37 protein-coding genes and 2 pseudogenes are annotated in these 25,236 nt (G+C 50.5%); 12 read left to right on the top strand and 27 right to left on the bottom strand.

All coding sequences use genetic code 11. The annotated features are described in order from the left end of the window. Positions 1-26 precede the first annotated feature (26 nt). The 3 genes from BJF97_RS12050 to BJF97_RS12040 all read right to left on the bottom strand — a co-directional run bounded on the left by BJF97_RS12050 (position 27) and on the right by BJF97_RS12040 (position 980). Entirely contained in the window at positions 27-227 is a 201-nt protein-coding gene (locus tag BJF97_RS12050) for a hypothetical protein (RefSeq protein ID WP_064392801.1), read from the bottom strand. Positions 228-376: 149 nt separating this feature from the next. After that, positions 377-571, bottom strand: coding sequence for a hypothetical protein (locus BJF97_RS12045; RefSeq protein ID WP_220138176.1), 195 nt, complete (start codon positions 569-571; stop codon positions 377-379). Positions 572-686: 115 nt separating this feature from the next. Continuing rightward, positions 687-980, bottom strand: a complete 294-nt coding sequence (locus BJF97_RS12040; protein ID WP_025108059.1) for an Acb2/Tad1 domain-containing protein — start codon at positions 978-980, stop codon at positions 687-689. Between the two features lie 138 nt (positions 981-1,118). Here BJF97_RS12040 and BJF97_RS12035 point away from each other — a divergent pair, with 138 nt between their 5' ends. Further along, entirely contained in the window at positions 1,119-1,403 is a 285-nt protein-coding gene (locus BJF97_RS12035) for a hypothetical protein (protein WP_014837907.1), read from the top strand. 90 nt (positions 1,404-1,493) lie between these two features. Here the strand turns inward: BJF97_RS12035 and BJF97_RS35080 are convergent, their stop codons facing one another. From BJF97_RS35080 to BJF97_RS12015, 5 genes and pseudogenes are all read right to left on the bottom strand, one after another. Then, on the bottom strand, positions 1,494-1,688 hold the full coding sequence (locus BJF97_RS35080; protein WP_031591487.1) for a hypothetical protein: 195 nt from the start codon (positions 1,686-1,688) through the stop codon (positions 1,494-1,496). Continuing rightward, a complete protein-coding gene (locus tag BJF97_RS12030; protein WP_064404667.1) occupies positions 1,639-1,914 on the bottom strand; it encodes a hypothetical protein in 276 nt (91 codons plus the stop codon). The genes BJF97_RS35080 and BJF97_RS12030 overlap by 50 nt, the downstream gene beginning before the upstream one ends. A 7-nt stretch (positions 1,915-1,921) precedes the next feature. After that, entirely contained in the window at positions 1,922-2,548 is a 627-nt protein-coding gene (locus BJF97_RS12025) for a glycoside hydrolase family 19 protein (RefSeq protein WP_025108061.1), read from the bottom strand. Further along, positions 2,548-2,825, bottom strand: a pseudogene (locus BJF97_RS12020) (phage holin family protein). Before BJF97_RS12020 ends, BJF97_RS12025 begins: the two are co-directional and overlap by 1 nt. Then, complete coding sequence (locus BJF97_RS12015) at positions 2,815-3,204, bottom strand: phage holin family protein (protein ID WP_004139418.1); 390 nt, start codon at positions 3,202-3,204, stop codon at positions 2,815-2,817. Before BJF97_RS12015 ends, BJF97_RS12020 begins: the two are co-directional and overlap by 11 nt. A gap of 242 nt (positions 3,205-3,446) precedes the next feature. Between BJF97_RS12015 and BJF97_RS12010 the strand changes: the two genes are divergently transcribed. Continuing rightward, the gene (locus BJF97_RS12010) at positions 3,447-3,857 is read left to right on the top strand and encodes a hypothetical protein (RefSeq protein ID WP_014228559.1); all 411 of its coding nucleotides are present in this window, start codon (positions 3,447-3,449) and stop codon (positions 3,855-3,857) included. Between the two features lie 479 nt (positions 3,858-4,336). Here BJF97_RS12010 and BJF97_RS34130 read toward each other — a convergent pair whose 3' ends face one another. The 18 genes and pseudogenes from BJF97_RS34130 to BJF97_RS11930 all read right to left on the bottom strand — a co-directional run bounded on the left by BJF97_RS34130 (position 4,337) and on the right by BJF97_RS11930 (position 17,267). Then, positions 4,337-4,492 carry a DUF3927 family protein gene (locus BJF97_RS34130; RefSeq protein WP_048258054.1) on the bottom strand — a complete coding sequence of 52 codons (156 nt, stop codon included), beginning with the start codon at positions 4,490-4,492 and terminating at the stop codon, positions 4,337-4,339. Further along, a complete protein-coding gene (locus tag BJF97_RS12005; RefSeq protein ID WP_015370231.1) occupies positions 4,489-4,914 on the bottom strand; it encodes a tellurite resistance TerB family protein in 426 nt (141 codons plus the stop codon). Before BJF97_RS12005 ends, BJF97_RS34130 begins: the two co-directional genes overlap by 4 nt. A gap of 131 nt (positions 4,915-5,045) precedes the next feature. After that, the gene (locus BJF97_RS12000; RefSeq protein WP_064411117.1) at positions 5,046-5,546 is read right to left on the bottom strand and encodes an HNH endonuclease; all 501 of its coding nucleotides are present in this window, start codon (positions 5,544-5,546) and stop codon (positions 5,046-5,048) included. A gap of 276 nt (positions 5,547-5,822) precedes the next feature. Further along, a complete protein-coding gene (locus BJF97_RS11995; protein WP_070082916.1) occupies positions 5,823-6,902 on the bottom strand; it encodes a DNA-methyltransferase in 1,080 nt (359 codons plus the stop codon). 149 nt (positions 6,903-7,051) lie between these two features. Continuing rightward, entirely contained in the window at positions 7,052-7,243 is a 192-nt protein-coding gene (locus tag BJF97_RS11990) for a hypothetical protein (RefSeq protein ID WP_016809733.1), read from the bottom strand. 209 nt (positions 7,244-7,452) lie between these two features. Continuing rightward, positions 7,453-8,283, bottom strand: coding sequence for an antitermination protein Q (locus tag BJF97_RS11985; protein WP_049071743.1), 831 nt, complete (start codon positions 8,281-8,283; stop codon positions 7,453-7,455). Between the two features lie 18 nt (positions 8,284-8,301). After that, positions 8,302-9,357, bottom strand: a complete 1,056-nt coding sequence (locus BJF97_RS11980; protein WP_070082915.1) for a DUF968 domain-containing protein — start codon at positions 9,355-9,357, stop codon at positions 8,302-8,304. Further along, positions 9,354-10,208: an antA/AntB antirepressor family protein gene (locus BJF97_RS34915; protein WP_222859777.1), complete on the bottom strand. Its 855-nt coding sequence runs from the start codon at positions 10,206-10,208 to the stop codon at positions 9,354-9,356. The genes BJF97_RS11980 and BJF97_RS34915 overlap by 4 nt, the downstream gene beginning before the upstream one ends. An 89-nt stretch (positions 10,209-10,297) precedes the next feature. Next, positions 10,298-10,695 (bottom strand): annotated as a pseudogene (locus BJF97_RS32485) (RusA family crossover junction endodeoxyribonuclease). A gap of 115 nt (positions 10,696-10,810) precedes the next feature. Next, positions 10,811-11,167 carry an SOS-response repressor and protease LexA gene (locus BJF97_RS11970; protein WP_187418273.1) on the bottom strand — a complete coding sequence of 119 codons (357 nt, stop codon included), beginning with the start codon at positions 11,165-11,167 and terminating at the stop codon, positions 10,811-10,813. Continuing rightward, a complete protein-coding gene (locus BJF97_RS11965) occupies positions 11,164-13,134 on the bottom strand; it encodes a DNA cytosine methyltransferase (RefSeq protein WP_070082914.1) in 1,971 nt (656 codons plus the stop codon). Before BJF97_RS11965 ends, BJF97_RS11970 begins: the two co-directional genes overlap by 4 nt. Beyond that, positions 13,127-14,056, bottom strand: coding sequence for a phage N-6-adenine-methyltransferase (locus BJF97_RS11960; RefSeq protein ID WP_369903810.1), 930 nt, complete (start codon positions 14,054-14,056; stop codon positions 13,127-13,129). Before BJF97_RS11960 ends, BJF97_RS11965 begins: the two co-directional genes overlap by 8 nt. A 267-nt stretch (positions 14,057-14,323) precedes the next feature. Next, positions 14,324-14,716, bottom strand: coding sequence for a hypothetical protein (locus BJF97_RS11955; protein ID WP_228706702.1), 393 nt, complete (start codon positions 14,714-14,716; stop codon positions 14,324-14,326). Continuing rightward, the gene (locus BJF97_RS11950; RefSeq protein ID WP_070082912.1) at positions 14,691-15,623 is read right to left on the bottom strand and encodes a conserved phage C-terminal domain-containing protein; all 933 of its coding nucleotides are present in this window, start codon (positions 15,621-15,623) and stop codon (positions 14,691-14,693) included. Before BJF97_RS11950 ends, BJF97_RS11955 begins: the two co-directional genes overlap by 26 nt. Continuing rightward, the gene (locus BJF97_RS11945; RefSeq protein ID WP_064349867.1) at positions 15,613-15,792 is read right to left on the bottom strand and encodes a DUF4222 domain-containing protein; all 180 of its coding nucleotides are present in this window, start codon (positions 15,790-15,792) and stop codon (positions 15,613-15,615) included. The genes BJF97_RS11950 and BJF97_RS11945 overlap by 11 nt, the downstream gene beginning before the upstream one ends. A 172-nt stretch (positions 15,793-15,964) precedes the next feature. After that, the gene (locus BJF97_RS11940) at positions 15,965-16,513 is read right to left on the bottom strand and encodes a YmfL family putative regulatory protein (protein ID WP_070082911.1); all 549 of its coding nucleotides are present in this window, start codon (positions 16,511-16,513) and stop codon (positions 15,965-15,967) included. Positions 16,514-16,555: 42 nt separating this feature from the next. After that, entirely contained in the window at positions 16,556-16,987 is a 432-nt protein-coding gene (locus BJF97_RS34115; RefSeq protein ID WP_148722757.1) for a hypothetical protein, read from the bottom strand. A 49-nt stretch (positions 16,988-17,036) separates the two neighbouring features. Further along, the gene (locus BJF97_RS11930; RefSeq protein WP_064411125.1) at positions 17,037-17,267 is read right to left on the bottom strand and encodes a helix-turn-helix domain-containing protein; all 231 of its coding nucleotides are present in this window, start codon (positions 17,265-17,267) and stop codon (positions 17,037-17,039) included. A gap of 97 nt (positions 17,268-17,364) precedes the next feature. Between BJF97_RS11930 and BJF97_RS11925 the strand changes: the two genes are divergently transcribed. Both BJF97_RS11925 and BJF97_RS11920 read left to right on the top strand, forming a co-directional pair. Continuing rightward, entirely contained in the window at positions 17,365-17,997 is a 633-nt protein-coding gene (locus BJF97_RS11925) for a LexA family protein (RefSeq protein WP_064147558.1), read from the top strand. Positions 17,998-18,243: 246 nt separating this feature from the next. After that, positions 18,244-18,477 carry a hypothetical protein gene (locus tag BJF97_RS11920; protein WP_049091349.1) on the top strand — a complete coding sequence of 78 codons (234 nt, stop codon included), beginning with the start codon at positions 18,244-18,246 and terminating at the stop codon, positions 18,475-18,477. Positions 18,478-18,710: 233 nt separating this feature from the next. Here the strand turns inward: BJF97_RS11920 and BJF97_RS11915 are convergent, their stop codons facing one another. Then, positions 18,711-19,181 (bottom strand): hypothetical protein, encoded by a 471-nt coding sequence (locus tag BJF97_RS11915; protein WP_224261741.1) that lies wholly within the window; start codon positions 19,179-19,181, stop codon positions 18,711-18,713. Between the two features lie 833 nt (positions 19,182-20,014). On the opposite strand from BJF97_RS11915, the gene BJF97_RS11910 reads away from it, so the two are divergent. The 8 genes from BJF97_RS11910 (at position 20,015) to BJF97_RS11875 (ending at position 25,077) form a co-directional block, all read left to right on the top strand. Then, positions 20,015-20,386 carry a hypothetical protein gene (locus BJF97_RS11910; protein WP_004123001.1) on the top strand — a complete coding sequence of 124 codons (372 nt, stop codon included), beginning with the start codon at positions 20,015-20,017 and terminating at the stop codon, positions 20,384-20,386. 56 nt (positions 20,387-20,442) lie between these two features. Then, on the top strand, positions 20,443-21,270 hold the full coding sequence (locus BJF97_RS11905; protein WP_064411126.1) for a YfdQ family protein: 828 nt from the start codon (positions 20,443-20,445) through the stop codon (positions 21,268-21,270). Positions 21,271-21,402: 132 nt separating this feature from the next. Then, positions 21,403-21,930 carry a hypothetical protein gene (locus BJF97_RS11900; protein ID WP_064411127.1) on the top strand — a complete coding sequence of 176 codons (528 nt, stop codon included), beginning with the start codon at positions 21,403-21,405 and terminating at the stop codon, positions 21,928-21,930. After that, complete coding sequence (locus BJF97_RS11895; protein ID WP_064411128.1) at positions 21,930-22,130, top strand: hypothetical protein; 201 nt, start codon at positions 21,930-21,932, stop codon at positions 22,128-22,130. The genes BJF97_RS11900 and BJF97_RS11895 overlap by 1 nt, the downstream gene beginning before the upstream one ends. Further along, positions 22,123-22,908, top strand: a complete 786-nt coding sequence (locus BJF97_RS11890; RefSeq protein WP_070082910.1) for a ParB/RepB/Spo0J family partition protein — start codon at positions 22,123-22,125, stop codon at positions 22,906-22,908. The genes BJF97_RS11895 and BJF97_RS11890 overlap by 8 nt, the downstream gene beginning before the upstream one ends. After that, on the top strand, positions 22,905-23,312 hold the full coding sequence (locus tag BJF97_RS11885) for a hypothetical protein (protein ID WP_064411130.1): 408 nt from the start codon (positions 22,905-22,907) through the stop codon (positions 23,310-23,312). The genes BJF97_RS11890 and BJF97_RS11885 overlap by 4 nt, the downstream gene beginning before the upstream one ends. A gap of 177 nt (positions 23,313-23,489) precedes the next feature. Next, positions 23,490-23,810, top strand: coding sequence for a hypothetical protein (locus BJF97_RS35490; RefSeq protein ID WP_335603975.1), 321 nt, complete (start codon positions 23,490-23,492; stop codon positions 23,808-23,810). A gap of 58 nt (positions 23,811-23,868) precedes the next feature. Then, complete coding sequence (locus tag BJF97_RS11875) at positions 23,869-25,077, top strand: IS256 family transposase (protein WP_048213841.1); 1,209 nt, start codon at positions 23,869-23,871, stop codon at positions 25,075-25,077. Positions 25,078-25,236 lie beyond the last annotated feature (159 nt).

Below are 25,236 nucleotides of genomic sequence, written 5' to 3'. Positions count from 1 at the left end.
CCTTCGCTGAAGAGCTTCCGTAATGCCTACTGTCGTTCCAGGTGTTCGTAACGTGAAATGGTCTTGCCGTTTGCGTTCATCACGTAGGCCACTTCTCCCTGCTTCAGGAATACGTTCTGGTCCATTCCCGATACGGCAATACTCTGCTGGTTGGGGTTGAAACCAACGCTCAGTCCACAATGAATTTCTTCGCCGCCACTAGGCGACATCACTTTTACTGTTAACATGCTTCTTCTCCTACTTCTGGCAATAAAAAGGCCGCCATTGGCGACCTGGGTTCAAATTATGTGTTTCAGGGCATATGACACGAGTAACCGCAGTAATAGCCACCGTTGGATTGCGGGTTGACTTTCTGCATATTCTCTGCAACCTACATTTAAGTATAGATCGAACCAGCAGTCCCGATTATCGCAGCAAGCAGAAAGAAGGTGACGGCAGTTCTACGCATTTGCACGCCATAAAATGACAGAGCCAACCCGACGAAAGCAACAATTAAAACTGTCCACATATCCAGTAAGAGGAAGAGATATCCCTCGAAAGCACTGTCAATCAGTACGTCCACATCGCGCATTCCTTTTAATAGATAAACTCCGCTGAAATACTATCACGATAGCGTTAGCAGACTATCTGCTAATCATCAAGCATCGACTGACTTATTTTCGGTGGATTTCTTTTCGCAAGTTGTGTTAGCAATCAGCGTCAGGGCGAGCCACCGCGCGGCATGCCCACATACAGGCTTCCTGCATTTTGGTGCGAGCGATTGCCAGACAGCGCAAAGCTTCATCAATCTCCCGAGCCTGCTCAGCGCTTAACATTGCCGGGCCATTACGGACAGCCAACAATTCACCTCGATCGGTATCAAGCAAACTACAGAAGTGGCGGCTGACGCCTTTAAGGCGGTTCATTCGCTCAATGTCGCCAGCGGTTAATGTGCGGTAGCCTTTTACAGTGCTGCCGTCCTGCGGTTTTGCTTCACTCATTGGTTTTTCTCTTTTGGTTGGATATGGAAATTTACCCGCTATTGCGAGGCATCACGATTAAAGTCTGCTACAGGGTGGCGGACAACATTTCTCCTCTATACTGTTAAATCGCCTAACTCAACAGAACAGGGAGAAAATATGATCGATCATTACTACGTAACTCACGCTCAAATCCTGGCGCTGAGAAACGTTGTTGCTTTTATCGTGCAAACGATGCCCGAAGAACAAAAAGAAAATGTCCTTCAGGTTTTGAGAAAATTTGCTGAAATAGAATTAATGGATGGTATCGACGCGCCGCCTACGAGTGATATCACCCCGAAAACAGTTGAGAAGTTAAATAAAGCCTACAAGGCTATCTTCAATGACATTATCGATCTTTCAACTCCTGGCAGGGAATCTGCTTCAGCACGCTACCTGCAATAGTTCTCGACCTTATCTCCATGATGGCCAGAACCTTCTTGTCTGGCCCTTTCTCAAGTTTGCTCAGCCGAAATTCAATATTCTTTGTCTTGGTCATCGTGTAACCCTGTCTGTTGATTGCGGGCAGTTGGCCTGCACGGATTTGTTGTGCGCCAGAATGTCGCGCTTCGTCTGTTTATCCATCACGTCTATGTCGTGGTCAGTCAGGTAGATGATCCGCACCCAGTTGCAGGCGGTATCAACCACCACCGGGGCGGGTAAAGTTTTCGCGCAGCTCGCGATCAACATCGTCATCAGGCATACGCTTAACGCTCTCTTCAACATCGCTGGCCCCTTTCGTTGCATCAGCCCGCCGTTCTACCGCGGCGACGGTAGCAGCGGCGTTCTCTTCGGCTCGCTGCTGATCGGCTTTGGCTTCTGCCTTGTTGGTCCCACGCGCATGGCCTAACCCAAATGCGCCAGCGACAATGGCCAGCAACGCAGTTGCCAGACCAATAATCATTTCAATGCCCATGAGGACCTCATACCAGAACAGATTTAGCTTTCAGGAAGCGGGCGCGTCGGTCATCAATGCCGTTCTGCCCTCCGTTGATAATCTGGGTCACGCGCACTAAATCTCCGTGGTATTTCAAACATCCGTTTGAGGTGTAAAACCAGGCTGCGCTGCGGGCCGCATTAATATCTTTCTCCAACAACTCAGGGTTGCTGACTAAATCCAGTTTCAGTGCATTACCGCACTTCATATAATTTTCGAGGAAGGTGATCCCGATAATTCCACGCCCTCGGTATTTCCAGCCATCGCCCGCAGCCTTATTGCCAAAACGATTGTTGTAGACGAGATTAGCGATCGCTCGTTGACGTTCGAGCGGTAAAACCTTTTCGTAAGTTTTACGCCCCAGGGTGTTCGCCTGGTCCTGCGTGATGCGCTTTGCCTTCACAAAACCAGCCAGGCCGGCAACGCTATAGTTAAAACTTTCGACCATCTGGGTAAATGATGTGCTTTCGTGTCCACACTGCGCTATGAACATCGCTCGATCGAGTGGACTAGTAATGCTGAATTCGTTCATTGCAGTATCAATGTGCGGAAACCAGCGCGCAGCTAACCCGGCGCTAATACCAGCCGCCCTTTGAAATTGTGATTGGTTCATCAGTGCCTCAGTGCATCAACCAGTCGCGCCACATTCCCCTGAACCAGAGAACCGCGCCGCAGATAAGAATGTTAGCCAGCACCACCAGCCAGTGGGATGACTCGTACAGGCCAAACAGGAAACGGAAAGGGATACTGGCATAAACCAGCACCATGAGATAAGCCAGAACGGATATGCCCGGACGGTGTCTCGCACTACCTCGTTGGTAGAACATCAATGCCAGCACAATGACGGCGCAAATGACTGCATTAGCCAGCGCTGAAGGATCATTTACCACTTGAACCTCCTCCCCGGAACCGGGTCAGCATATTGAACAAGCTATTTAGATCCTGGCTGTTGAGAAACGTCAGAACTTTGATGATAAGCGCTGATATTAATACGGCTCCCAACGCATCAAGCGGACGGTCGCTGTAGCCAGTCCAGCTTGAAAGCTTGGAACCCACCAGACCGGCGCCCAGAACACCAACAATGAATGACGTCATAAAGTATGCCACCAGCTTACCGCGCGATATGTTAGCTGCCGTGGCCACGTAAAAAACCGCCCCGGCGAACGCACCAAATACCACGCCGTAATCTATTCCGGTAGCCAGACCGAACATGCTAGCCCCCATCAGGCCGCCGGCCGCAACTGAAGTACCAGAGACAGGATCGGACATTTAGCCCCCTCTATTGCTGTGGATCCTCTCAGAACGAGGGGAAAATAGGATGGCCGCCAGGTGACAGCCACCAAAAATCACTGTAAAAATATCAGGATTCACCACCCTCTCAGACGGATTTATTCTTCTTGTTCAGTCTCGTCCGCGTACGAAGCCAAGGATGTATCCAAGACCAAAACAAGAAAAACCGAATCCCACCAAGGGTAATACTGAATAAATAAAATCAGGCATAGGGAAATCTCATGGAAATTATTTCAGTAATCGGAGTGATACTGACACTGCTAGGGCTCTTTATTCCGTCACTAATCAGTAACCATTCGTCACGTAAGGCAGAGTTCAGGAAGCATTCCGCACCACTGCGGGGAAAGTTGCTAAGCGAAATTGAGGCTATTGAAGGAGGCTCTTATCCATTCAGGCTTATCAGCGATGCTGATTTCAACCAGTTGCTACCTTACGCCCCGAGGCGCAGGAAAAACGCTCTCCTTGATGCTTACACCAGTTATCTCGACGCTCATACGATGGCCGCCACGAAGCACTGGCACGATGAACATCCATCCGATGGAATGCTATTTTTCCCGACGGGTTTCTCAGTCACTAATTCAGATGAGGTACTGAAGAAAATGCAACCTCTGAAAAAAGAACTCAGCAGATAGTCCTTTAGGATGGCCGCCAGATGGATTAACGACAAAGCACAGAGTGAATGATGCTCTGGTGGCACAAATAAAAAAGCCATGCAAATGCATGGCCTTGTGGTTTGAATCCGTTATTTACAAAATGTATTCGAGACAGTATCTTTCGACTTCCGGACAAAAAAACATATACCGGGACAAAATCTAAATGTAACTGCCTTGCCTGCATGAAACCATGCGGGCTTTTTTTTTGGCCAAAGAAAAAGCCCACCGAAGTGGGCCTTACAGCTATCATCATTTTTTATTAGGTGTGGTGCCGGGTGCCTCCCGGTAAGTCGCCGCCAGTCCACAGACGACTCGCAATGCGCAAAAAAACATATCAGACTGGCAATGCCCCTCCGCATAGGGGGATTCACCACACGGATAATTTAGGATGTAGTCATAGGCGGCGTCAATAACTGACACTCTGTCAAAGGCATCATTACGATGCCTTTTGCACAGTGCTAATCACTGGATCTAATAAGGGGCCAGAGCAAAGCGATTACCCCGGCTACCAGCACGCCATCAGCCAGGATTGACATCATTTTGCTGGTGAAGTCGATAGCAACCACCAGAAACAAAAGCACCCCGGCTGCGGCCCAGCGAAGTTTACCGATCACAGGTACTGGTCCAGAGGAAGTTGCAGAGCCTGGGCAATTTTCTTCAGCTGTTTCTCTTCTTCTTCCCCGATGCCGTCGTTATCAGCTACATCAAGACACAGGCAAAGAACATCGACAGCGTCATCCGTCCCGGCAACGTCAGCCAGTTCGCGCAACGCCTGAGCGTTGGCTGAACGTGGTGATGCTTCATAGCGAGCGCGAATATTCGAACTCATCTGGGCAATTTCACCAGCAAATGGCGCAAATGCAGGGAGGGCCGAAATAGTCTTCTCAAGCACTGCAATCTCTTTTGCATCGCAGGTGCCATCGGCGTATGCAATCGAGTACGCTCCCCAGACCGTGGCTTCTACGGCATCGCGGTTTTCCATTTTTTTCACTTCAACAACGGCTTTACGGGCTTTCTTTTTAAAAATACCGAACATAATTACGTCTCTCTTTAGTGGTGAGCCAACGCTCAGGGATGGTAACCACAAGGCGACGTAATACCGTCCCTCCTGGCTCACCCTGAAAAGTTGTGGTTTTGATTTTTCCGCCGAGCGAGGCGGCTATGAGCTTAAATAGATGAAAAATCACCATGGTACTGCCTGGAAGCAGCTACATACGCCCTGTGCGCTTCTTCTTTAGTGTGGAAGCGACCAAGTCGAATTTTTTTCTTTGCAATACTTATTTGCGCAATCCATTTTTTTCTATTGCGGGGGGAATCGTTGAAATAGACCCCTTTAAGTCCAGCTGCGTTATTGCTGTGTATCCGTCGATTGCGAGTGTTCTGGTTTTGTGTGCAGAGCCTGAGATTTGTAATACGGTTATTCAACTTGTCGCCATCAATATGATCAACAACAAGGGTTGACGGAATTTCACCGTATTTCAAGACACAAATTATTCGGTGCACACGTATATTCTTTCCATTGAAGAATACCCTTAAATACCCAGTATCAGTCTTGACGCCAAGAGTGTCGCCAGGACTTTTACTCCCAAAAGGTGACTTGCAATAAAGGATGCCCGTAGTTTCATCGTATGAAAAAAAGGTCCTAACCGTTTCAAGAGATAGATTCATGCCTACTCCTGGTAAGGGTCCTGTGGTTAAATAACGCCGAGCGTGGCGCAGATACGAAAAAGGCCCGCGAATGCGAGCCTGATGGATCCGCTTACTGATACGGAGCTACCAACCTAAGTTGTCGCAGATTCAAATTGTGGCCCTGCCTTTAAGTCACTTTGCGCACAGCTGGGACATGTAGTTTTCGCATCGTGATCGGGATTCGCTTCAGACGCTGGCCCCGCAGCCATTTAAGTGCCGGTTACGTTTATCCGGCGGCTTACGCCCGGTTAAGCCCTAAGGTAAGGGATTTGGCTGTGGTGGCTGGTGCTCCAGCAAATTACGCATTTCACTGACCGTCTGTTCAAACCGCTCGGTTTCCAGTTCAACACCGATTCCACTCCGCCCGAGCAGAGCAGCTTGCTTTATTGTGGAACCCGAACCAGCAAAGAAATCAGCTACGACATCCCCTGGCCGACTGCTTGCAGTAATGATCTGCTGAAGCATATCGGCAGGTTTTTCGCATGGGTGCTTACCTGGATAAAACTGAACCGGCTTATGTGTCCAGACGTCGGTATATGGCACCGTGACCGACACGCTAAATGGGCGCCGTAACCGGTAATACTCCTGCTGAAGTTCAGAATACTTCCGGTTAAGTGATTGCCAGGTAGCGACAAGCTGGTGGTGAGGTTTTCCCAGTTCGTTGCGTGAGTGCTTATCCATGGCGATTTTTTGAAACAGAGCCTGCAACTTCAAATAATCGGCTTCATTCGGCAGTTGCCACTGGCTAAGGCCAAACCAGTGGGAAACCATATTTTTTTTACCCGTGGCTTCTGCAATCTGGGCCGACGTCACGCCAAGAGATTCCCGGGCATCCCGGAAGTAAGAAATTAAAGGCGTCATGACGTGTTGCTTTAACTCATTACACTTTGCGGCATATCCATCGTCTTTGGGCCTGTATGGCCCCTGATAATGGTCGGCAAAAATGATACGCTCAGTGGCCGGGAAATAAGCGCGTAAACTCTCCTTATTGCAGCCGTTCCATCGCCCTGATGGTTTAGCCCAGATGATATGGTTGAGCAGGTTAAACCGCTCTCTCACCAACAGCTCAATATCCGCTGCCAGGCGGTGCCCACAGAACAGATACATGCTGCCGGCAGGTTTTAACACTCGCCAGAACTGTGCCAGACAGCTATCCAGCCAACGTAAATAGTCCTCGTCCCCCTTCCATTGGTTATCCCAGCCGTTTGGCTTCACCTTAAAATAAGGCGGATCGGTAACAATAAGATCAATGGAGTTATCGGGTAGCGATGGGAGGTATTGCAGGCAATCAGCATTGATTAATTCAATACTGGATATTTTTACAGTATTTTTCATAGATCAGTAAGCGTAACTCTGATAGGCTCACTTTGCTTTTGCGCTAAAGCAGTGGGCCGTGGTTAGCTTGTGACCTGAAAGCATGAGCTGATGGCTGGTCGGGTGCTACAACACCCACCAGCCGCCCATTTTCACAGCAAAAGCCCCCATTACTGGAGGCGCTTATAACATCCGAACTGATAATCAGATAACCCCGCCATTACCAGCTGCGTAAGTATGAGCTGGCAGCGTTCGCGGCTCAGGTGAGTATTCTGAGCAATCTCCCCAGCCGTAGCCGGTTTGTCACTCAACTCATCAAAAACAGCCTTGGCTGTTTCCGTCATATCTTGCTGATTTAGCATGTCTTTTACCTCAAATAAGTGGTGTGACATACAGATAACTCTGGTGACGGTATCCAGCAAGAACTAATTGAAAGAGAAGAAGATTTTATCGATTTTAGCCCATAAAAAAACCCGCTGCTGGCGGGTTAATCAACGTTGAACATACAAAGCCCATCGTTATAGATAAAATTACACAAAAGCGGCAACTTTGCAAGTAACGCGTCGCTAAATTATGCGATATTTATCAAATCAGACACCTTTGTCACACGTTTAAGTTGTGAGTCGGTATAACTCTCTTCCTCAAAGCATTTTGTAACCAGACTTTCATAGAAAGGTTTCCAGCTGTATCGCCAGGTACGTTCTGGCAGACCAGGCAGCTCAGAGAGCATACCTCTGTAAGCATTTGAAGACTTAGGACGACTATAACCGCGGCCTTCACAACGTTTACATACTTTGTAGACAGGCACTCCCTGTAGCTCTGACTCTTTACGGTCCAGGGTTTTTCCCGTACCGCCACACTGGCATCGCTTGCTGATTTTCCCGGTGCCGCCGCATTTGAAGCAGAGAACATGGTCAATCTCTTCCACCTGACGTTTTACTTCAAAATCCGAAGGTGACTGCCCGAGGTCTTTTGCCCATTGCGGTAATCTCATTTTGTAGTGGCTTTTTTCCACCATTGAGGTTTTTTTTATGAAGCCTGAACCAGAACACTTCCTGCAATCTACGCTGTCAGCTGCAGACGAGGCATAGTCGTTATAAGCGAACCGAGCTATTATCAGCATACACAGCGGGAACTTCTTCCCTGCTGCTTTTCTTATCGATCGAGGCGCTTTTGATTTTGCATATTCAGCCAACCAACTGACGGATGCCTTTCTGTCATGTTCGCTGATTCCAGCTTTACCCAAAAACATCGACAGGCCTATTCCTGCCTCTGCCTGTGTCATCCCCAGAGCCGCCATTACATCTGTCACAGTAAGTTGCTCGCTGGCGGTTGCACGGCCGCTATCAGAAATATGCATTCCTTTGGGAGCGAAAAATTTGGGAATTGATTCAATATTCATGCTCAGTACTCCATACACTCAAGCTTTTACAATGACGCCGATACCCATTACCCGATCCAGAAAACGAGCCCACAGCTCTAACTGAGTGCCATATTTCCTTTCGAACTCTGATGTATTGGCGTGTAATTCATCGTGATGCACTCTGCACAGTGGTATCACGAAGAGATCATGGGCCTTGGTGCCAGTTCCCCCCAGACCATTCCCTATTATATGGTGTGGATCGTCTGATGGTTGCCTACAGCATTCACATGGCTGAGTTTTAACCCAACGAGTGTAAACTTCGCAGGTCCAGCGCCGGCGCTTTGGGCGGCGCATAAATGATTCGGGGCTGTTCGGATCGACACTAAGCCTCAGAATGGGTTTACTTTCAATCTGAGGTTGCTCAATGAGTACGCTGGCGTCCGCCAGGTCAATGCCCTCAACAAGATCCTGAAGGATTTCACCTGCAGCAAATGACGGGACAATATCGCTATCCTTATAAACGGACAGGAAAGGTTCCTCAGGCAGTCTTAAGGCCTGCTGCGCCATCGTCTCGGTTATTGCGTCAGCAATGCCGGATTTCACAGCCCACCAGCAGAGCTCCGCCATCGATAATTCGCGCTCCTTATTGTATCCAAGGCTGATCAGCACCCTTTCAATCACCCAATGCACCAGATTCTGATAAGCCAGCTCTGACAACATTTCGGTGGTCTGCTCACGTAATTCATTATCACAATGCCAGCAGACAACCATGGCGCCAGGCGGATGCCGCATAGTCACTAATTCATGGTGGTGATAATGGGAATGCGGGTACTGGCACTCTCTGACATGTCGTAGAAGCCAGGCCTCAAGAGCGTTTATTCCACCCGCTGCGTTAATAACCCTCTCATCCCTCATGAAAAAACGCAGAATGTCCATTTCTGCAAGAGGCTGACGTGCATCGGCGATCCGCCCAGTGGGCAGTGTTTTCATCTTCTCTGGCTGACGCTCTATCAGGACACGGCCGCCGGTAAAGAGAGGCATCAATTCACGACCGGGTTTGAAAAGAACAACACCGAGACGAGACACGACTTCAGGGGTCAGTAATGCTCTCACTGAATGCCCCCAGAAAGCTCTTTATCGTGGGTATATTCCCCATTCCAGGATCGCTTCATCGGCAGTTGTCCCTTCAGATACTTACGATAAAGCCAAACAGCCCCATCGCGCAGGAGGACGGGCTGGTATGTTGTGAAACTGGCGGCGGCGCTCGGTGAAACTTTTGTGCTCTTCTCGGTGAGATACTTATCCCTGACCTGAGATCTGACACGCCATTGAGCGTGATTGCCGTTAGGATTGTCATCGTAAAGCCAGTTAGAGCTCTGTAGGAAGGCGCTGACTTTACTAACGTTGACACCATTCAGACGTTTGCAGAACTGCACTGGGGATAAGCCGTCGGTAAACAGGTTTTCAAGATGATCGATATATTGAGCCTGCCGGTGACTTAAAGCCTCAATCCTCTGCCTGGCTTCATACTCATCAGCCCACGCCCTGGCAGCTAGCGCCGGGTTGGAAAAATCAGGATGCGTATGGCTTATCGCTGATTTTGCCTGCTGCTCGCAACTAATGAAATAACGCCTTACCTGACGACCTTTTTCATTGCGTTCTACCATCGCTAACTCTTTACCCATATCGATGGTGACCATGTAATCCACTGCCGGGCGCCCGCCGAGTGGGTTTTCGCCAGAACTGGCGATAACTGTATAATCGATGTTTTCAGCAAAACCGTACTGGCTAATACGAGACTTTATCCAGTTGCTGAAGTCACGACCGACCCCAAGAAAATTATGCAGTCGCCTGGCGCTGACCAACGAAGCTCTCTGATCGCCCATTGTGCCCTGCATTACCGGAATTACCTGATGCAATTGATTATCGACAGGCGTAGCTACGCCCATAACATGGTTAGCCATATTTATCTCCATACACTCTGAAGTGACGAAAGGGCCTGCACGCCCGTTTCGTTTGCACCATTCGACATTACTGCCAACTCGCAAATCTTTCAACCCACAGCTGTACATACATCCACCACTTTTTGATAGCAGACTATGGTGATTTCTACCCTGCCTCCTTTGACGATTTCACCCCATTCAATAGCCATACGCTTAACCTGGTTGTCGTCCTCCCAGATACCGGCATAAGTCAAAGCATCAAGAAGTGCCTTGTTGTAATTGTCCAGGTCACGCCGGCGATAGTCTGGCGGATAGAGAATAATTTCTACAGTTGCTGCCGCGGTAGATGGTTTTGGTATTGCACGCAGTTGCTCAATGATCGCTGAACGTACTGCATGTTTGAATTTACGGCCGGCTGCGCTGACAAGGTGTTTACCTTTTGCGGGCCCTTATTTGGGGACCGCCAGTAGGTGTTCACGCTGGGTGGGAATGGAAGAATAAATTTCATTCTGCCTCCAGCACTATTTTCAACTCAAACGGAACATCTCCTCCGCAATAGCAGAGCGGGCCAAGGTCAGACATGAGGCTCCACAAGGTCATTGACGTATAGCCATTTTCGTCTGTTATCGGGGGCGAAAAGTCCCGAAGAGCCTCGGGTGCTGGATTCGATTCTGCTCGTGTTGTTTTTCCAAATGTCTGAGGGAGACTTCATTGAGTTTCACTTTTACGATGCTGTTGAGATTGACCGATATTTCTCTGGCCAGCAGCGCAGGGGTGATGCTGATACCGCGAGAAACCCCGCGGCTGATTGTGATAACACCCTTTTTCTCTAACGCCTTGAGGTGCGTTGCTGCTGCATTGGGGGACCGGCACCCCAGCATGCCGGTCAGTTCGTAAGTTGTAGGCGGAAAACCATGTTTACGCTGATATTCGATCAGGAGGTCAAGGACCTCCTGCTGCCTTAAGGTCAAGGAAGTCATGCTGCCTGCTCCTCTCTGTTCACGCACATTTCGGGTAAGTTAGCGCGTACCAGCGCTTCGGCGAACGGCGGCGGGACGGCATTTCCACAGCGCGCAACCTGCTTATCTTTCGCGTATTTCACGCCGCGGTAATCCTGGTCAATGATGTACCACTCGGGGAAGCCCTGCGCCCGGTAAAGTTCGTGTGGCTGCAGCATGCGCATGCCGATATCAACGATGCGGTAAGTCACTCCGCCGATTTCCACCAGCCCGGTGCATTCCTCTCCGCAGTATTCCTGCAGGAACGACAGCACCTGCTGCGCTCGCTCTTCGTCATAGTCCTCGACTGCCAGAGTCGTTTTAACCTCGCCTACGTGCTGGCCACCAGCAGTGATAGTCGGCATCGGCTCGTCAGTGCGCTGGCCATCGCGGCATGTACCACGGAGCTTGATCAGATGAGACGTAACCATTGCGGCATCAGCCTTTGTCGTCATGGTTTGCAATGGCTCGCTAACGTCACGTGGCCTGCTCTGCCCAGCGCGACCGCCAACACCAACAATCTGAGCAGTAACCAGCGCATGATGATCGACGGTAGTAACTGAATGAGCTGGTTCATCCAAGTCAATACCGGCGCCCTGATAATTCCCGCCATAGTGTTTCGCCAGGAATGCGGATACCAGTTGCGATTTACCGCCGCCGCCCGCGGTGATTGTTGCGCTAGGTTCGTCGGCACGGTGTCCGATGCTGGCGCCGAACTGCCGGGCGATAACCGGAGCGACGACACAGGCGCGCGATTCTTTCATGATGGTGTGAGCGGGTTTATCGAGCGGGCGTGGTTTAGCCTGGTACTCGCTGCCGCCATTGCCAGCCAGGAACGGAGCCAGCTCTGCTTCAACAATACCCATAGCGTGACCATTCCCGCCAGGGCGTTTTGCGGTACCGGCCGTCACCGTCGGCAACGGATCGGTGACTTCCTGCCCGGTAGCTCCGGTTCGGAATTTTGTCAGATGAGGTACCGCAATTGCGTAGCCGTGGGTTTTCGTAATCGTCTGTAGCGGATCGTCCAGCGCCTGTCCCCGGAAACAGTCGTATTTGCCACGTGTCGTTGTGTGATTGCACTTCACAATGAATGGCGAAGCACTTTCGATAACAAAGCGCTGAATGCCGCGGGCAATCCGTTTTAGCGTATTCTCTGCCAGTGACTTCTTGCGACCGAAGATGCTCGGCGCGGGGATTGACCAGTCTATGCATTCCGCAGCTGTACGCCACGGTTCCAGCTGGCCCGCCAGCACGGCGGAAGACTTCGGATCCCCGTGCGTGGCTTCCGGCCAGACTATCGGTTTCCCGTCCCGGCGCATCACCATGAAGAACCGCTTACGGATGGTCGGCGCGCCATAATCGCAGGCGCGCAGCTCGCGAAAATCGACGACATAACCCAGCCCGGCAATTAAGCGCTTGGCCTGCTCGCTATCCGGTGAAAACTCCAGAAACTCGCAACACTCCCCCAGTGCAGGATGATCTGCTGGAATACCGGTGGTAAGCATCCCGACAAATGCATTGAAAGTTTCACCGATGCGTGTCGGATCCGGTCGCATTTCTGCCGCGAGTAACGGACCCCACGTTTTAAACTCTTCGACGTTTTCCAGCATCATGACTCGCGGGCCAACATCCAGCGCCCAACGAATGACGATCCATGCCAGCCCTCGAATAGCTTTCTCTACTGGTTTAGCTCCTTTCGCTTTAGAAAAGTGACGACAGTCAGGCGAGAACCATGCCAGGCCGACAGGCTTGCCACTGGTAGCGGCTAATGGGGATACATCAAACACACTTTCGCAATAGTGAAGCGTGTCGGGATGGTTAGTGCGGTGCATAGCAACGGCGTTAACATCGTGGTTAATCGCGATATCAACGCTACGCCCTATCGCCAGCTCAATACCTGTACTGGCGCCACCGCCACCAGCAAAATTATCGACAATAATCTCACGCATGAGCGGTCCCCCTCATGCTGCCGACCAGCCCACCTGCAACGGTGATGATTTCGCTGGTGGGCACGCGCTCCAGCCACAACTGGTTAATGTGGGCCTTCAGCTTGTTCTGCTGGGAGAGCTCCAGATCCTCTGCGCCTTGTACCTGTCCAAAGACGAGTCCAACTTCCAGTGGCCAGATCCGGGATTCAGGCTCAGCCAATGATGCAACAGCATCGGGGATGATCACTTCAGGAGACTGAACTGACGAAACTGGTGACAGGAATTTTCCTGCAGCAAACTCAGCCAGCGCCATACTTGCGCGCCCTTTTGCTTCCAGCTCAACGCGATCGATATAGCTAAAATGTTCACCGCGCCAGGTCTTATCAAATACCGCAATGGCCCCGGCAAAGAATGCGCTGGTGGGCTTCTGCTTTTCGTCGGCCGGCACAAACCACGTTGGGAGATCGAATCCAATACGACCACGAATAAACATGATGTGATCGGCATATTCCGGCCACCATGTTTCACTTGTTGCTGACTTCACGAGGTAAATGTAACGACCACCCTTTTCACGCTGCTCGGCGGTATAGTTCATAATATGAGTCATGCCAGTGATGGCTTGTTTTTCATGGTACTGCGAACGGCTGTACGGCGGATTAGCAAAGGCCGCTCCTCCGAGTTCTACCAAACGACCAGACCAGTCCTGCGTCAGCGCATTATCTTCAGCGGTATACCATGCCGGACATTTTGTATTGCTGTCGTCTGCAAACAGGTCCAGTACCAGCGGGCCAAACATAGCGTTAACGCCCCAGAACAGCAGATCAGGGGTACGCCATTGATCCCCGACTTCTTTCAAATAATGCGCACTACGCTGGCGTTGTTCCTCAAGTGCCAGGCAATAAGGGCTGATGGTTTTTGTTAAAGTTTGCTCTTCTGCGGTCATTGCTTCTTGTACTTCCTGACTCATAGTTTTCCCCTGCGCTGATCAGCATCAACAAGTGCTCTCAGTAACCAGTAACGGCGATCAAAGCTGAAAAGGTCATCTCTGAGGAGTGCATATTTTCTGCGAAAAATAACGTCGTGCTGCCACCAGTAACGCCAGTGATGCAAACGCACAAGGCGCCGGAGACTTATCAAAATCTTCTTCAATCGGAGCACAAGTCACCTCCGCAGTAATTTCCAGCCAGATAGCATGACCCGGCAGAATCATTCATGTTTCTGGCGTTTCGAACAGAAGCATTCTTAAGACGCAGGTATCGCTCTCTTGCTTTAGCCGTACAGTTGCTGTCACAAAGTTGCTGCCATACCGTCGCCGCACGGCGGTAATAGCGTTTCTCTTCCAGCTTTTTGGCTGTCGCTTCAAGGGCAAGAATCTCCCCGAAAGCCCACCAGGCAGGTACTCTTCAATATCGATGGATCCCGCTACGAAGTAGATAAACCCACCAGTAACTTCAACGCTGGCAAGTTCCCCGTCGTAGTAAAGGCGATGAACAGCGCTCTTCACTGTTACCGGTTTGGTTTCAGGAAATGCCGCAGTGATATCGCGCAGCATTTTGCCTGGATTCTTCTCAATAAATTCAAAGATCGACTTGGCTATGTTCATCCCCGGAACCCCGTGGAATCGTGGTTTGTACTGGACTAATTGAATTAACATCCCGCGGTCTGGTTTTGTCCCACGACTCCCTTGGCGGGCGGCCTTTAGCATTCCAACGGATAGCGCTTTGCAGATATCCCTCGAATTTTTTAGGGCCGAAAAGTGTCTCGGGTCGCATGTACTGGTATTGCTCGTCGTTGCCATGCCAGTGCTCATGCTTGACGTCAATTACCAGTTTCAAGTCGCTAACGGTATGACCTTCGCGGAGGCGGGCGCGAATGTTCTCCAGCGAGGTCTTAGATTTCTGGTAACGGGAACCGCTGACCAGATTCAGGTGTGCCAGAACTTCGATCGCGTTATCGGTAATAACAACTTCAGGATCCGGCTTATCGTCGGGTTCCGCAGGAGCCCGACAAGAAGGTTTTTTAGATGACGGATCTAATGACGGATCTAATGACGGATCGCCTTCAACCATTGAGGGGTCCTCCCGCAATATTTGAGGGGGTACAGACCCATTATTTGAGGCATCAGAATTTGACCCCTCAAATTTTGAACCCTCAAATTCTGAGGCATCAAATTTTGATTGTTCACGTGGCGTTGCGTAGAAAATTTTTGCTTCAGCTGCTGCACGTTCCAGCATGTCAACATTGAGTTTATAAACGTTCGAATTATTCTTTCCGCCCACGCGCCGTTCCTGCTTCTTCAGCCAGCCTTTAGCCTGAAGCTTTTTGATAGCGCTGCGGACAGTATTCTCGCTCTTGGCGCCGATCTGTCGCTGAATAGTGGTAACCGCTGGCCATGACACCCCTTCGTCATTACTGAAGTCTGCCAGGCGAGCCATGACCGCTATTTCAGAGATTATCAGCCCTTTGAAAGCGCATGCTTCCCATACGAGGCCGTGTAATTTACTGCTCATGGCTGCCCTCTACTTCCCTGAACTTGCGTTGAAACTGATCGAGTGGGCTAAAGCACTCGTGGGAATAGCCTTCCCGCAGGTAGATGACGCGACGTGTCTCAGGCTCCCAGCGGATAACTCTGACTGGATTGCCATAGTGGTCTTTGAACTTCCGGTTAACTTCTCGCATAGCGCTTTAGCCCTCCGGTTAAAGACCCCCACAACTCCGCGTGCCCGACTGTGGTTACACTCGACCCATTTACCGCATACCATGCGCTCATACCGAAACGACGAAACGCCCGGGATCGGGTACATCCGTAGTTGCGGTAATTGAAGATTTACGATTAAATTGCTCATGCGGATTATTTCTCCATACACAAAGATTTATTCGCCACGACGCCCGGAGCTGCACACTCGCGGGCGTCACTCTTTTCTGGCAGACAATAAACACGAGAAATCAGGTTGAGAAACGTCATCAACGTGACCCGGAACTGGTAGGCGATATCATTCAGGCTTTGCCACTCGCCATGTGTAACCACCCCATCATCGATATATTCCCGATAGGCGCTGACCAACTCGCCAAGCTGACCCACCAGCTCCGCAAGCTTCAAACCAATCTCTTCGTTCTCGTCTTCATGAGCAGCGCCAGATACATGGATTCCGTTGTCGGTTTCACGCGAAAAAACATCGGCGATGTAGCTAACACCTGCGGCCTTCTGCAAGACCATTGCCCAGCCCATAGGGAATATCTGATCTCCACCAGTACGCAGTCGGTTAAAGATCGCGTCCTGGGTGGTATCCAGAATCTCAGCGGCTTCGATATAGCCACCAGGTAACGCGGCTATAGTTTTACGGATCGCCGCCACCAGCCATGCTGGCTGCTTTTCGACTTTCCAGTGTTGTTCAATCATTGCTCTATACCTCTGTTGGTGTATGATTTCTAAATCAATGACCTATCGAAAAAAACGGGATAAAAAATGCAGAACCCGCTCGCCAAACTTTCCCTGGATTACTGGTACAAAGTTATGATCCTGATAGGCGCTTTTATTTTTCTTCTCAACGGTGCCGGACTCCTTCCCGCGTACCCCACAGCAGTCACAGGCTTCATATCCTCTGGACTTTTCTTTTGGGGTCTTGGCGAATGGATGAATCACCCTTATCAGGAGGTGTTGACCTTGGATCCCTTTAACCGCCCGACTGGCAAGATATCTGGGCATCCACGGAACGCCTGTCTTATTGGGAATATCTTTGATTTGATTGGATTCGTACTGATCATCACAGGGCTGATTAAACTCTTCTAAATGCCAGCCAATCAGAGTAACCGTTCGGCCATCATGACTATGCTTTACCGAACCGGGTGCAAGATTTTCCAGCACTTGAAACATATTCTTAAGCTTGTCCCCCACTGCTTACCCCCTACGTCTGTGGTTTCTGTTACACCCCTGAAGCGCTATCGTTCTCATTAGCACCCTCGCCATAGAGCAACCAATGAGGATCGCAATGCAGGGCTGAAGACAATTCAATGATGTAACGGGGCCTCTTTGTTAAACCCGCCTCGATCGCTTGTAATGACTGCTGGGTCATTCCGACCAATTCAGCCAATTGCGCTTGTGAGAGATTCATCTCTTCACGTTTATTCTTTAATCTTTGAGAAATTGATCCCATAACACCTCCACAGTTTTATCTGTATTTTTGAACAGATACTACTGTTTGTCAATCACAGTTTAAACTGTGACCATGAGGCCATGGGAATGGAGGAGCTATGAGCCTTGCAGAACGCGTAAAACAAAAAAGAATCGAACTTGGTCTTACTCAAGAGCAAGCAGCTGAAAAGGCAGGAATAAGGCAACAATCATGGGCCAGCATTGAGGATGGAAAAACTAAAAAGCCTCGCAACATAGTAGGAATAAGCAAAGCACTTAAGTGCGACCCAACATGGTTGATGAACGGTGGGCCTTTCATGGCTCTGGCCGATGTGAATTCAAGGAAAGTACCTTTGATCAGTTACGTCCAGGCTGGGGCGTTAGCAGAAAAACACCCTATTGATGCATTTGATGGTAGCTTCGAATACATCATGACTGACCTTGATATTTCTGAGTTTACTTTTGCACTAAGGATAGAAGGTGATTCAATGGAGCCTGACTTTAAAGAAGGCGACATTATCATTGTTGATCCCGAGTTAGAGCCCGTTCCGGGCGAGTTTGTTGTTGCTAAAAATGGTGAAAATGAGGCTACTTTTAAAAAGTACCGTCCTACATTTACCGATATTTCAGGCCGCCAGCAATATGAACTGGTCCCCCTTAATGACGACTACCCCACCATTAATAGCTCTGAACGCCCGTTGAAAATTATCGGCGTAATGGTCGAACATAGAATTTACAGGCGAAAAAGGTAAATCCTTCCTCACATGAACCGGCCGGCGCCGGTTTTTTTACGTCTTTAGTTTCATAAAAAACAATAAATTACAGTTTTTTTAGTATAGTTCATCACTCAATACAGTTTTGACTGTTGACTCATTAACAGTTTTATCTGTATTATTAATCCATCAACAGCGAATAGGCAGGACGCCCACGAAGTAGCCGCCCGGGGCATATGAAGACCGGGATGATTCGCTAACAGATAAACCAAATAGGAACAGATCATGGCGAGCAAAGGCATTGAAAACCTTATCAAGGACGCACTAGCAAACGGCTGTCATGTAGTCCGTAAAGCGCATCGCTTCGAGGTAAGCAAGAAAGGCCAAAAATCAATCACTCTTATTATTTGTGAAGATGGCACAGCTTACCGCGGGGATATTGATCTGACGATAGCCATAGCTATTCGCACTCAGAAAGAAATGCGCAGCATCCTCGGCCTGCCGGCCAAGGCAAGTTAATGACCACAGGTATCTTCGGGAGGGGTTGCGGGGCTGGATTGACCACCAGCAACAGAAACTCACCCGACACACAGCAGCCGTTTAGCCCACGGCGTCGGGGGTCCAGTATTCCTGGATTAATACTGTAGGGGTTGAGCCGGTTGGTCGCCGGCGCCCCGCCCGAAGATACTTGATGCAACAAAAAAGCGCCCCATAGGACGCTTCGCTCTTTAACAATCTGGATATCTTTAACATCAGTAACTGGCTGGAGGTGCAGAGTCTGTATCAAACACATTCTGACAGGAGGGACATCTGCTTTGATTGAAACTCGCATACATACTCACCTGTTGAGGTTGCAGTATGGATACTTTATTTGCAGCAAAACAATGTGGACAAAGATGCACGGTTATTTCCGTATCACCCACAATCTGCTTCTTGGAATACACCAGAGAACCAGAATCAAACTTATTCAGAACATAGCCTTCGGTTTGGCTTTTGAAGTCTTCAAACTCTGCAATTTTTGCTTTGAGAAGCATTACCTTCTCGTCACGAGAACGGATGGCATCACCAAGAGAGAAACATTCAGCTTGGAGGGTGATTAGTTTGTTCTGAAGCTCAATAGTTGCAGCTTTAACTTCAGCATCAGTTTTCGCGTCATTAATGACTTTTGCAAGACCCGCAGTCTCCTTTATCGCGGTCATAGCCGCGGATAGTTCAGCTATCACTATGAATACTCATCATGTTGTTGGGGATATCCAGATTAACCGAATCCTTGTTGTTGGGGAATAACCAGGATCCACCTCGCCTGATGTGGGTAAAAGCAGGCACACAACATGAAAGCGCATTCCATCTTCCATCGGTCGTGGGGACTGGTTTGTAACTGAAGGAGTGCGCTTCCAGTTGTGAACGGCAATATTCGCAACCGTTGTATGGCACATGCAGCGTTAGCGGCCTGAGAGTTCCCTTGATCCATGCGCTCTCAGAACAACCGGAAATGTGCAAGCTAAGTGTTTCAGGCACGACGTGCGCCCCACCAGCGCGGCGAAAAGGTGTGACGCCCGGGAAGAGTCCGGGACACAACGATGAGGGCATTGACGAGCAAGGCACAGAGTCTGGTTCGATTCCAGACGCCAGGATAGTTCTATATCTGGTGATGGGCAGGGAAAAGGTCCGTTCGATTCGGGCACCGGCAGTGCTCTCTTCGTTGTGGTAATTGCGGCTATGCGCACGTGGCGAGCCAACCCGTTCATGGAATGCGTTTCCGGGCAGTGTACGTCGCCGGTTATGGCTTAACCCGGCAGGTGGAGGCACCACCGCCACAACCTAGTTAACTGTGCTGTGTGTAGTCTTGGCGGTTATCCGTTTTCCACTATCCAAAGGAGGAAGAGGATAACGTTCTGATGGATAACCGCCCTTTTTACACAATACACAAGAGCATCACCGGGCGACGGGCTCATTACCCAATCCACCCGGGCGGCGTCCTAACCGCAGGTGCTCTTCTGTGTTGTGTACGGAGAAATTCCCGGCGGTGGCAGCCGCCTTTCGAGAGGGTAAAACCATGAGTAATGATCGCATGACAGTCGTGCCTGATTTCCTGGGCGAACTGGACGCCGGCGTATTCATGAACAAGATTGCGGCGGCTCTTAATACCACCGCACTCGGCGTTCTGAATAACGGCAACAAAGGCAAGGTAGTCCTCACCTTTGATTTTGAGCGTATGGGCAACTCTGTTGAAGAGAAGCGCGTCAAGATTAAGCACAAGCTGAACTACAGCACCCCTACTCCCCGCGGCAAAGCGTCGGAAGAGGACACCACCGAAACACCAATGTGGGTTAACAAAGGCGGCAAGCTCACTATCCTGCAGGAGGATCAGGGGCAACTCTTCGGTATCACCGGCACGGTGGACGGAAAGCTTAAAGCGGCTCAGTGATCCGCCCGCACAAATTCACTGATACCACTTCGCTAATCAGTTAATAAGGAATTTTTATGTCTCAGTTAGACAGCGGTACTTTTCAGCAAGTCAAAGACCTGGTGCTTTCCGGTTATCACCTGAACGATATCCCCGGCCTGGCCTGCCCAACCGCCCTGTTACCTCAAAATACAAGCGTTGAAAGCCTGGAGCGTTTTGCTTTTGAGCGCTTTCGTTTCCGTGGCGCCATGGACACAACCAGCATTGATGATTTCGTTCGCTATTCTGTCGCCTATGCCCAGGAAGAAGAAAAAGCACGTTGCTTTATTGATGCCGATAACATGCTGGCTCGTTCTATCTTCAATATCGGCACGTTGGACAACCCAGGCCACGCTGATAACGTCGCCTCGATCAAGCTTAAGAAGACAGCGCCCTTCCGCGCGTTACTGTCGATCAACGGCGATCACCTTAATCAGAAGAAAATCGCCGAATGGCTCGAAGACTGGAGCGACTATCTCACTGCGTTCGATGCTGACGGACAGACAATGAAAATTGCACAGGCAGCGCAGGCGGTTCGCCGTGTCACTATCCAGCAAACTAATGCCGCCGATCATGAAGACGGTGATTTCAGCGGCAAAAAATCGCTGATGCAAAGTATCGAAGCCAGCAGTAAAGATGTTATGCCGGTCGCGTTTGAGTTTAAGTGTGTACCCTATGAAGGCCTGGGCGAACGTCGTTTCAGTCTGCGCAACAGTCTGCTGAAAAGTAGCGACCCGGTTTTCGTTCTGCGTATTGTCCAACTGGAGGCCCAGGAAGAAGCGATCGCCAATGAGTTCCGTGATCTGCTGGTTGGCAAGTTCGACGGCAAGCCGGTAGAAACCTTTATCGGCAACTTCAAAGCCTGATTGCTCTCCATTAAATCCCCGTCGTTGCGGGGATTTATTAAAGCGTAATCCTGCAATTAATCGCCACCTGGCGAGGGATTCCTACACCCAAAAATCAGCGCTGTGCAGAGCGCAATTAAATGGAGAAATACGATGAGCTTTATACAAACGTTCACAGGCAAGCACTTTAACTATCTCGCTATCCAGCTGGATGCCATTGAGATCGAAGATATCGCTAACGCGCTCTCGAATATTTGCCGCTTTGCTGGCCATCTTCCGGAGTTCTACAGCGTCGGTCAGCACAGCGTGTTAACCAGCCACCTGGTACCACAGGAGTTTGCACTTCAAGCACTGCTGCACGATGCCGCAGAGGCTTATTTGCAGGATATTCCAGCACCGCTTAAACGCCTGCTCCCGGACTACCGCGCCATTGAGGATCGGGTTGATGCTGCTATCCGTCAAAAATTTGGCCTTCCATCTGAGCAGCACCCGACCGTGAAGTATGCCGACCTTGTGATGCTGGCCAGCGAACGTCGCGACTTTGAAATCGACGACGGCACCCACTGGCCGATGCTCGAAGGCATTATTCCCACCGACCAATTTGTGATTAATCCCGTCCGCCCTGGTCAATCTTACGGCATGTTCATGAACCGCTTTAACCAACTGATGGAGCGGCGCTAATGCCACACGTGAAAGTGAAAGAATTGGTTGCTGCAGCGTACGCTACGGCACCTGACCTACCACCAGCAGCAGCCCAATTAATGCAAGACATAGCGTCAAGGCTGGATGTGACCTTTGTCGCCCTTACAGAGGCAATGGACCAGAACACCGCTATGGCCGCGATGATAGCGAACCTGAGCGAGGAAAACAGAAATGGCTAAAAACTCGATCGATGCTTATGGCGCCAGCGGCAAGACAAACGTTCTGATGTTCGAGCCGGAAAATCTGCATATTGTCACTGACAGGGCTCACCCGCTTTACGATGAACGTATTCACTTACCTCTCAGTGAAGCCATGGTGCTGAACATCATAGACCAGGGTGTTCTGGAGCCGATTATTGTCTGGAAAGACCCGGAAACTGGATACTCCTGCGTGGTTGATGGCCGTCAGCGTGTCCGTCATACCCTGGAGGCTAACAGACGCCTGGCCAAAGAGGGTAAAACTCCGCTGCTGGTTCCGGCTGTCACTAAACGCGGTTCTGCTGTTCGCATGGCACAGGCAATGGTCAGCGCAAACGAAATCCGCCAGGCCGACACACCGCTGGGCAGGGCCAAAAAGATGGCTGATGCGCTGGAGCGCGGGCATGACGAGGAAGACCTCGCGCTGATGTTCGGCGTCAGTGTCCCCACTGTACGCGCTACGCTATCCCTTCTGGATGCCACTCAGGCAGTCAAAGACGCGGTAGAGTCCGGCGCAGTGACCGTTACCCAGGCACGGCAACTGGCATCACTGAAACCCGAAGAACAGCGGGAAAAGGTAGCCGAAGTCGAAGCGGCGACCGCTGGCACTACCGGTCATGAAAAAGCGCGTCGTCAGCGCCAGGTCCTCGGCGATAAGAAACCGCGCCTTAAAACTCGCAAAGAAATCACAAAAGCCCTCGAAGCTGCCAACGGTGAATACGCTGATGCTCTGCGCTGGGTACTCGGGGAGGCTGTATGAGCAACGACGGATTAACACTTAACCAACTGGCAGAGCGTAACGCAGTATTGGTCGCTGAGGTCGAGAAATTACGTGCTGAGCGTGATCAGCTGGCTGCGGAGAATGCGGGGCTGAAGCAGTTAATCGCCGAGAACTGGAATATGCGTGACCTGCTTCGTCAGTTAATGGCTGGACGCCCGGGCGGGGTATATTTCAACAAATGGGAGAAGCTAATCATTGGGGTGCTGAACGAAACCCACGCAACCGATCGCATCGTAGCCGGGATTAAGGCTGATGGGGTGGAGGAGTTCGTATCCAACACCGTGCATAAGATTTTTGATGAAAGCGAAGTAGTGTCAGCTTTGGCTTACCTTTCCCTGGCTAATTCACACGTGAAGCAGCTGCGCGAGGGGAACGACAAATGAGCAAACTAAACACGAAGCAACTCGAGATTCTTTCAGTAATAGCTTCCGGTGAGCGTCCCTACGCAACCTGGCGGCAATCACTCAAAGCGCTACAGAGAAGGGGGCTGATTACCCTCACTAGCTGCGGATACTCAATTACGACAGCAGGTTTGTCAGCGCTAAAGCAGGAGGTGCCGCATGACAACTGATATCACCGAACTTGCGCAGCGCAACGAACTGCTGATTGCAAACGGGCAGCAGACAGCCGACCTGCTACGCCACCTGGCAGATAACGAAATTGATTCTGACTATTTTGCCGTTGTGTCGGAGTGCGAAAGCTACGGGAAAGAAACTGACGCTGAGTTATCGATCACGGAGTTTGCCCTCCGTGCCGCTGGCTATGTTGATGCGCTGGTAGAGGCACTGGAGAAGGCGCAGGCAGGCGAGAAGCAATGGCGCGAAGTTGTCGATGCGTTCTGCACTGATGACGCCGACTGGCACAATCGAGCCTGTACATAAATTTGTGTAATTGCCTGATTTTGATATGTTCAATTCAACATCAAAGGCAGGTTACTTTATGGACGAAAAACAGTTGCAGGCTCTGGCTAATGAACTGGCCAAAAATCTCAAAACTCCCGACGATCTTAGCCAGTTCGATCGTCTGCTGAAGAAAATCAGCGTTGAGGCGGCTCTCAATGCTGAGATGTCTCACCATCTGGGGTACGATAAAAATCAGCCTAAACCGGGCTCCAATACCCGCAACGGCTACTCAACAAAGACCGTAGCGACTGCGGATGGTCCACTTGAACTGCGTACTCCCCGGGATCGCGAAGCCACCTTTGAGCCTCAGTTGCTGAAGAAAAACCAGACCCGCATCACCGGGATGGATAATCAGATTTTATCCCTGTACGCCAAAGGGATGACCACCCGCGAGATAGCGACTGCATTCAAAGAGATGTACGACGCGGATGTCTCGCCAGCGCTGGTCTCAAAAGTCACTGACGCCGTCATGGAGCAGGTTGTTGAGTGGCAAAACCGGCCACTGGATGCAATCTATCCTATTGTTTACCTTGACTGTATTGTCCTTAAGGTCCGGCAGGACAGTCGCGTCATCAATAAATCCGTGTTCCTGGCGTTGGGCATCAACATCGAAGGCCAGAAGGAACTGCTGGGTATGTGGCTGGCCGAAAATGAAGGCGCGAAGTTCTGGCTGAATGTGCTGACAGAACTGAAGAATCGCGGCCTGAACGACATCCTCATCGCCTGTGTCGACGGACTGAAAGGCTTCCCGGACGCCATAAACGCGGTATATCCGGAGGCCCGCATCCAGCTGTGCATCGTACATATGGTGCGCAACAGCCTGCGGTTCGTCTCCTGGAAAGATTACAAGGCCGTTACCCGCGATTTGAAGGCGATTTACCAGGCGCCGACGGAAGAAGCAGGTCTGCAGGCGCTGGAAGCGTTCGCCAGCGCCTGGGACAGCCGCTATCCGCAGATAAGCCGGAGCTGGACGGCAAACTGGGTGAACCTTGCGACGTTCTTCGCCTACCCGGCAGATATCCGCAAAGTCATCTACACGACCAACGCCATTGAGTCACTGAACAGCGTGATCAGGCATGCGATCAAAAAGCGCAAGGTGTTCCCGACGGATGAGTCAGTGAAAAAGGTCGTGTGGCTGGCAATCCAGGCCGCCTCACAAAAATGGACGATGCCGCTGAGGGACTGGCGCATGGCAATGAGCCGTTTTATCATCGAGTTCGGTGACCGCCTGAGCGGTCACTTCTGAGAAAAGGCATTTACACAGAATGGTGTACAGGCTCGCACAATCTGACTAACTCAAACAATGAGCTGATTGCTCTTTTGTCTCAGGCCTTGTGCAAGCAAGCAGACCGCATCGCCGAGCTGAAGTCCCGCACTGTGAAGTTGCCGCGCCCTGGGTTCATCA

The organism is Klebsiella sp. LTGPAF-6F (assembly GCF_001753185.1).
GTDB lineage: Bacteria > Pseudomonadota > Gammaproteobacteria > Enterobacterales > Enterobacteriaceae > Klebsiella > Klebsiella michiganensis.
This window is presented reverse-complemented; position numbering and strand designations above follow the sequence as displayed.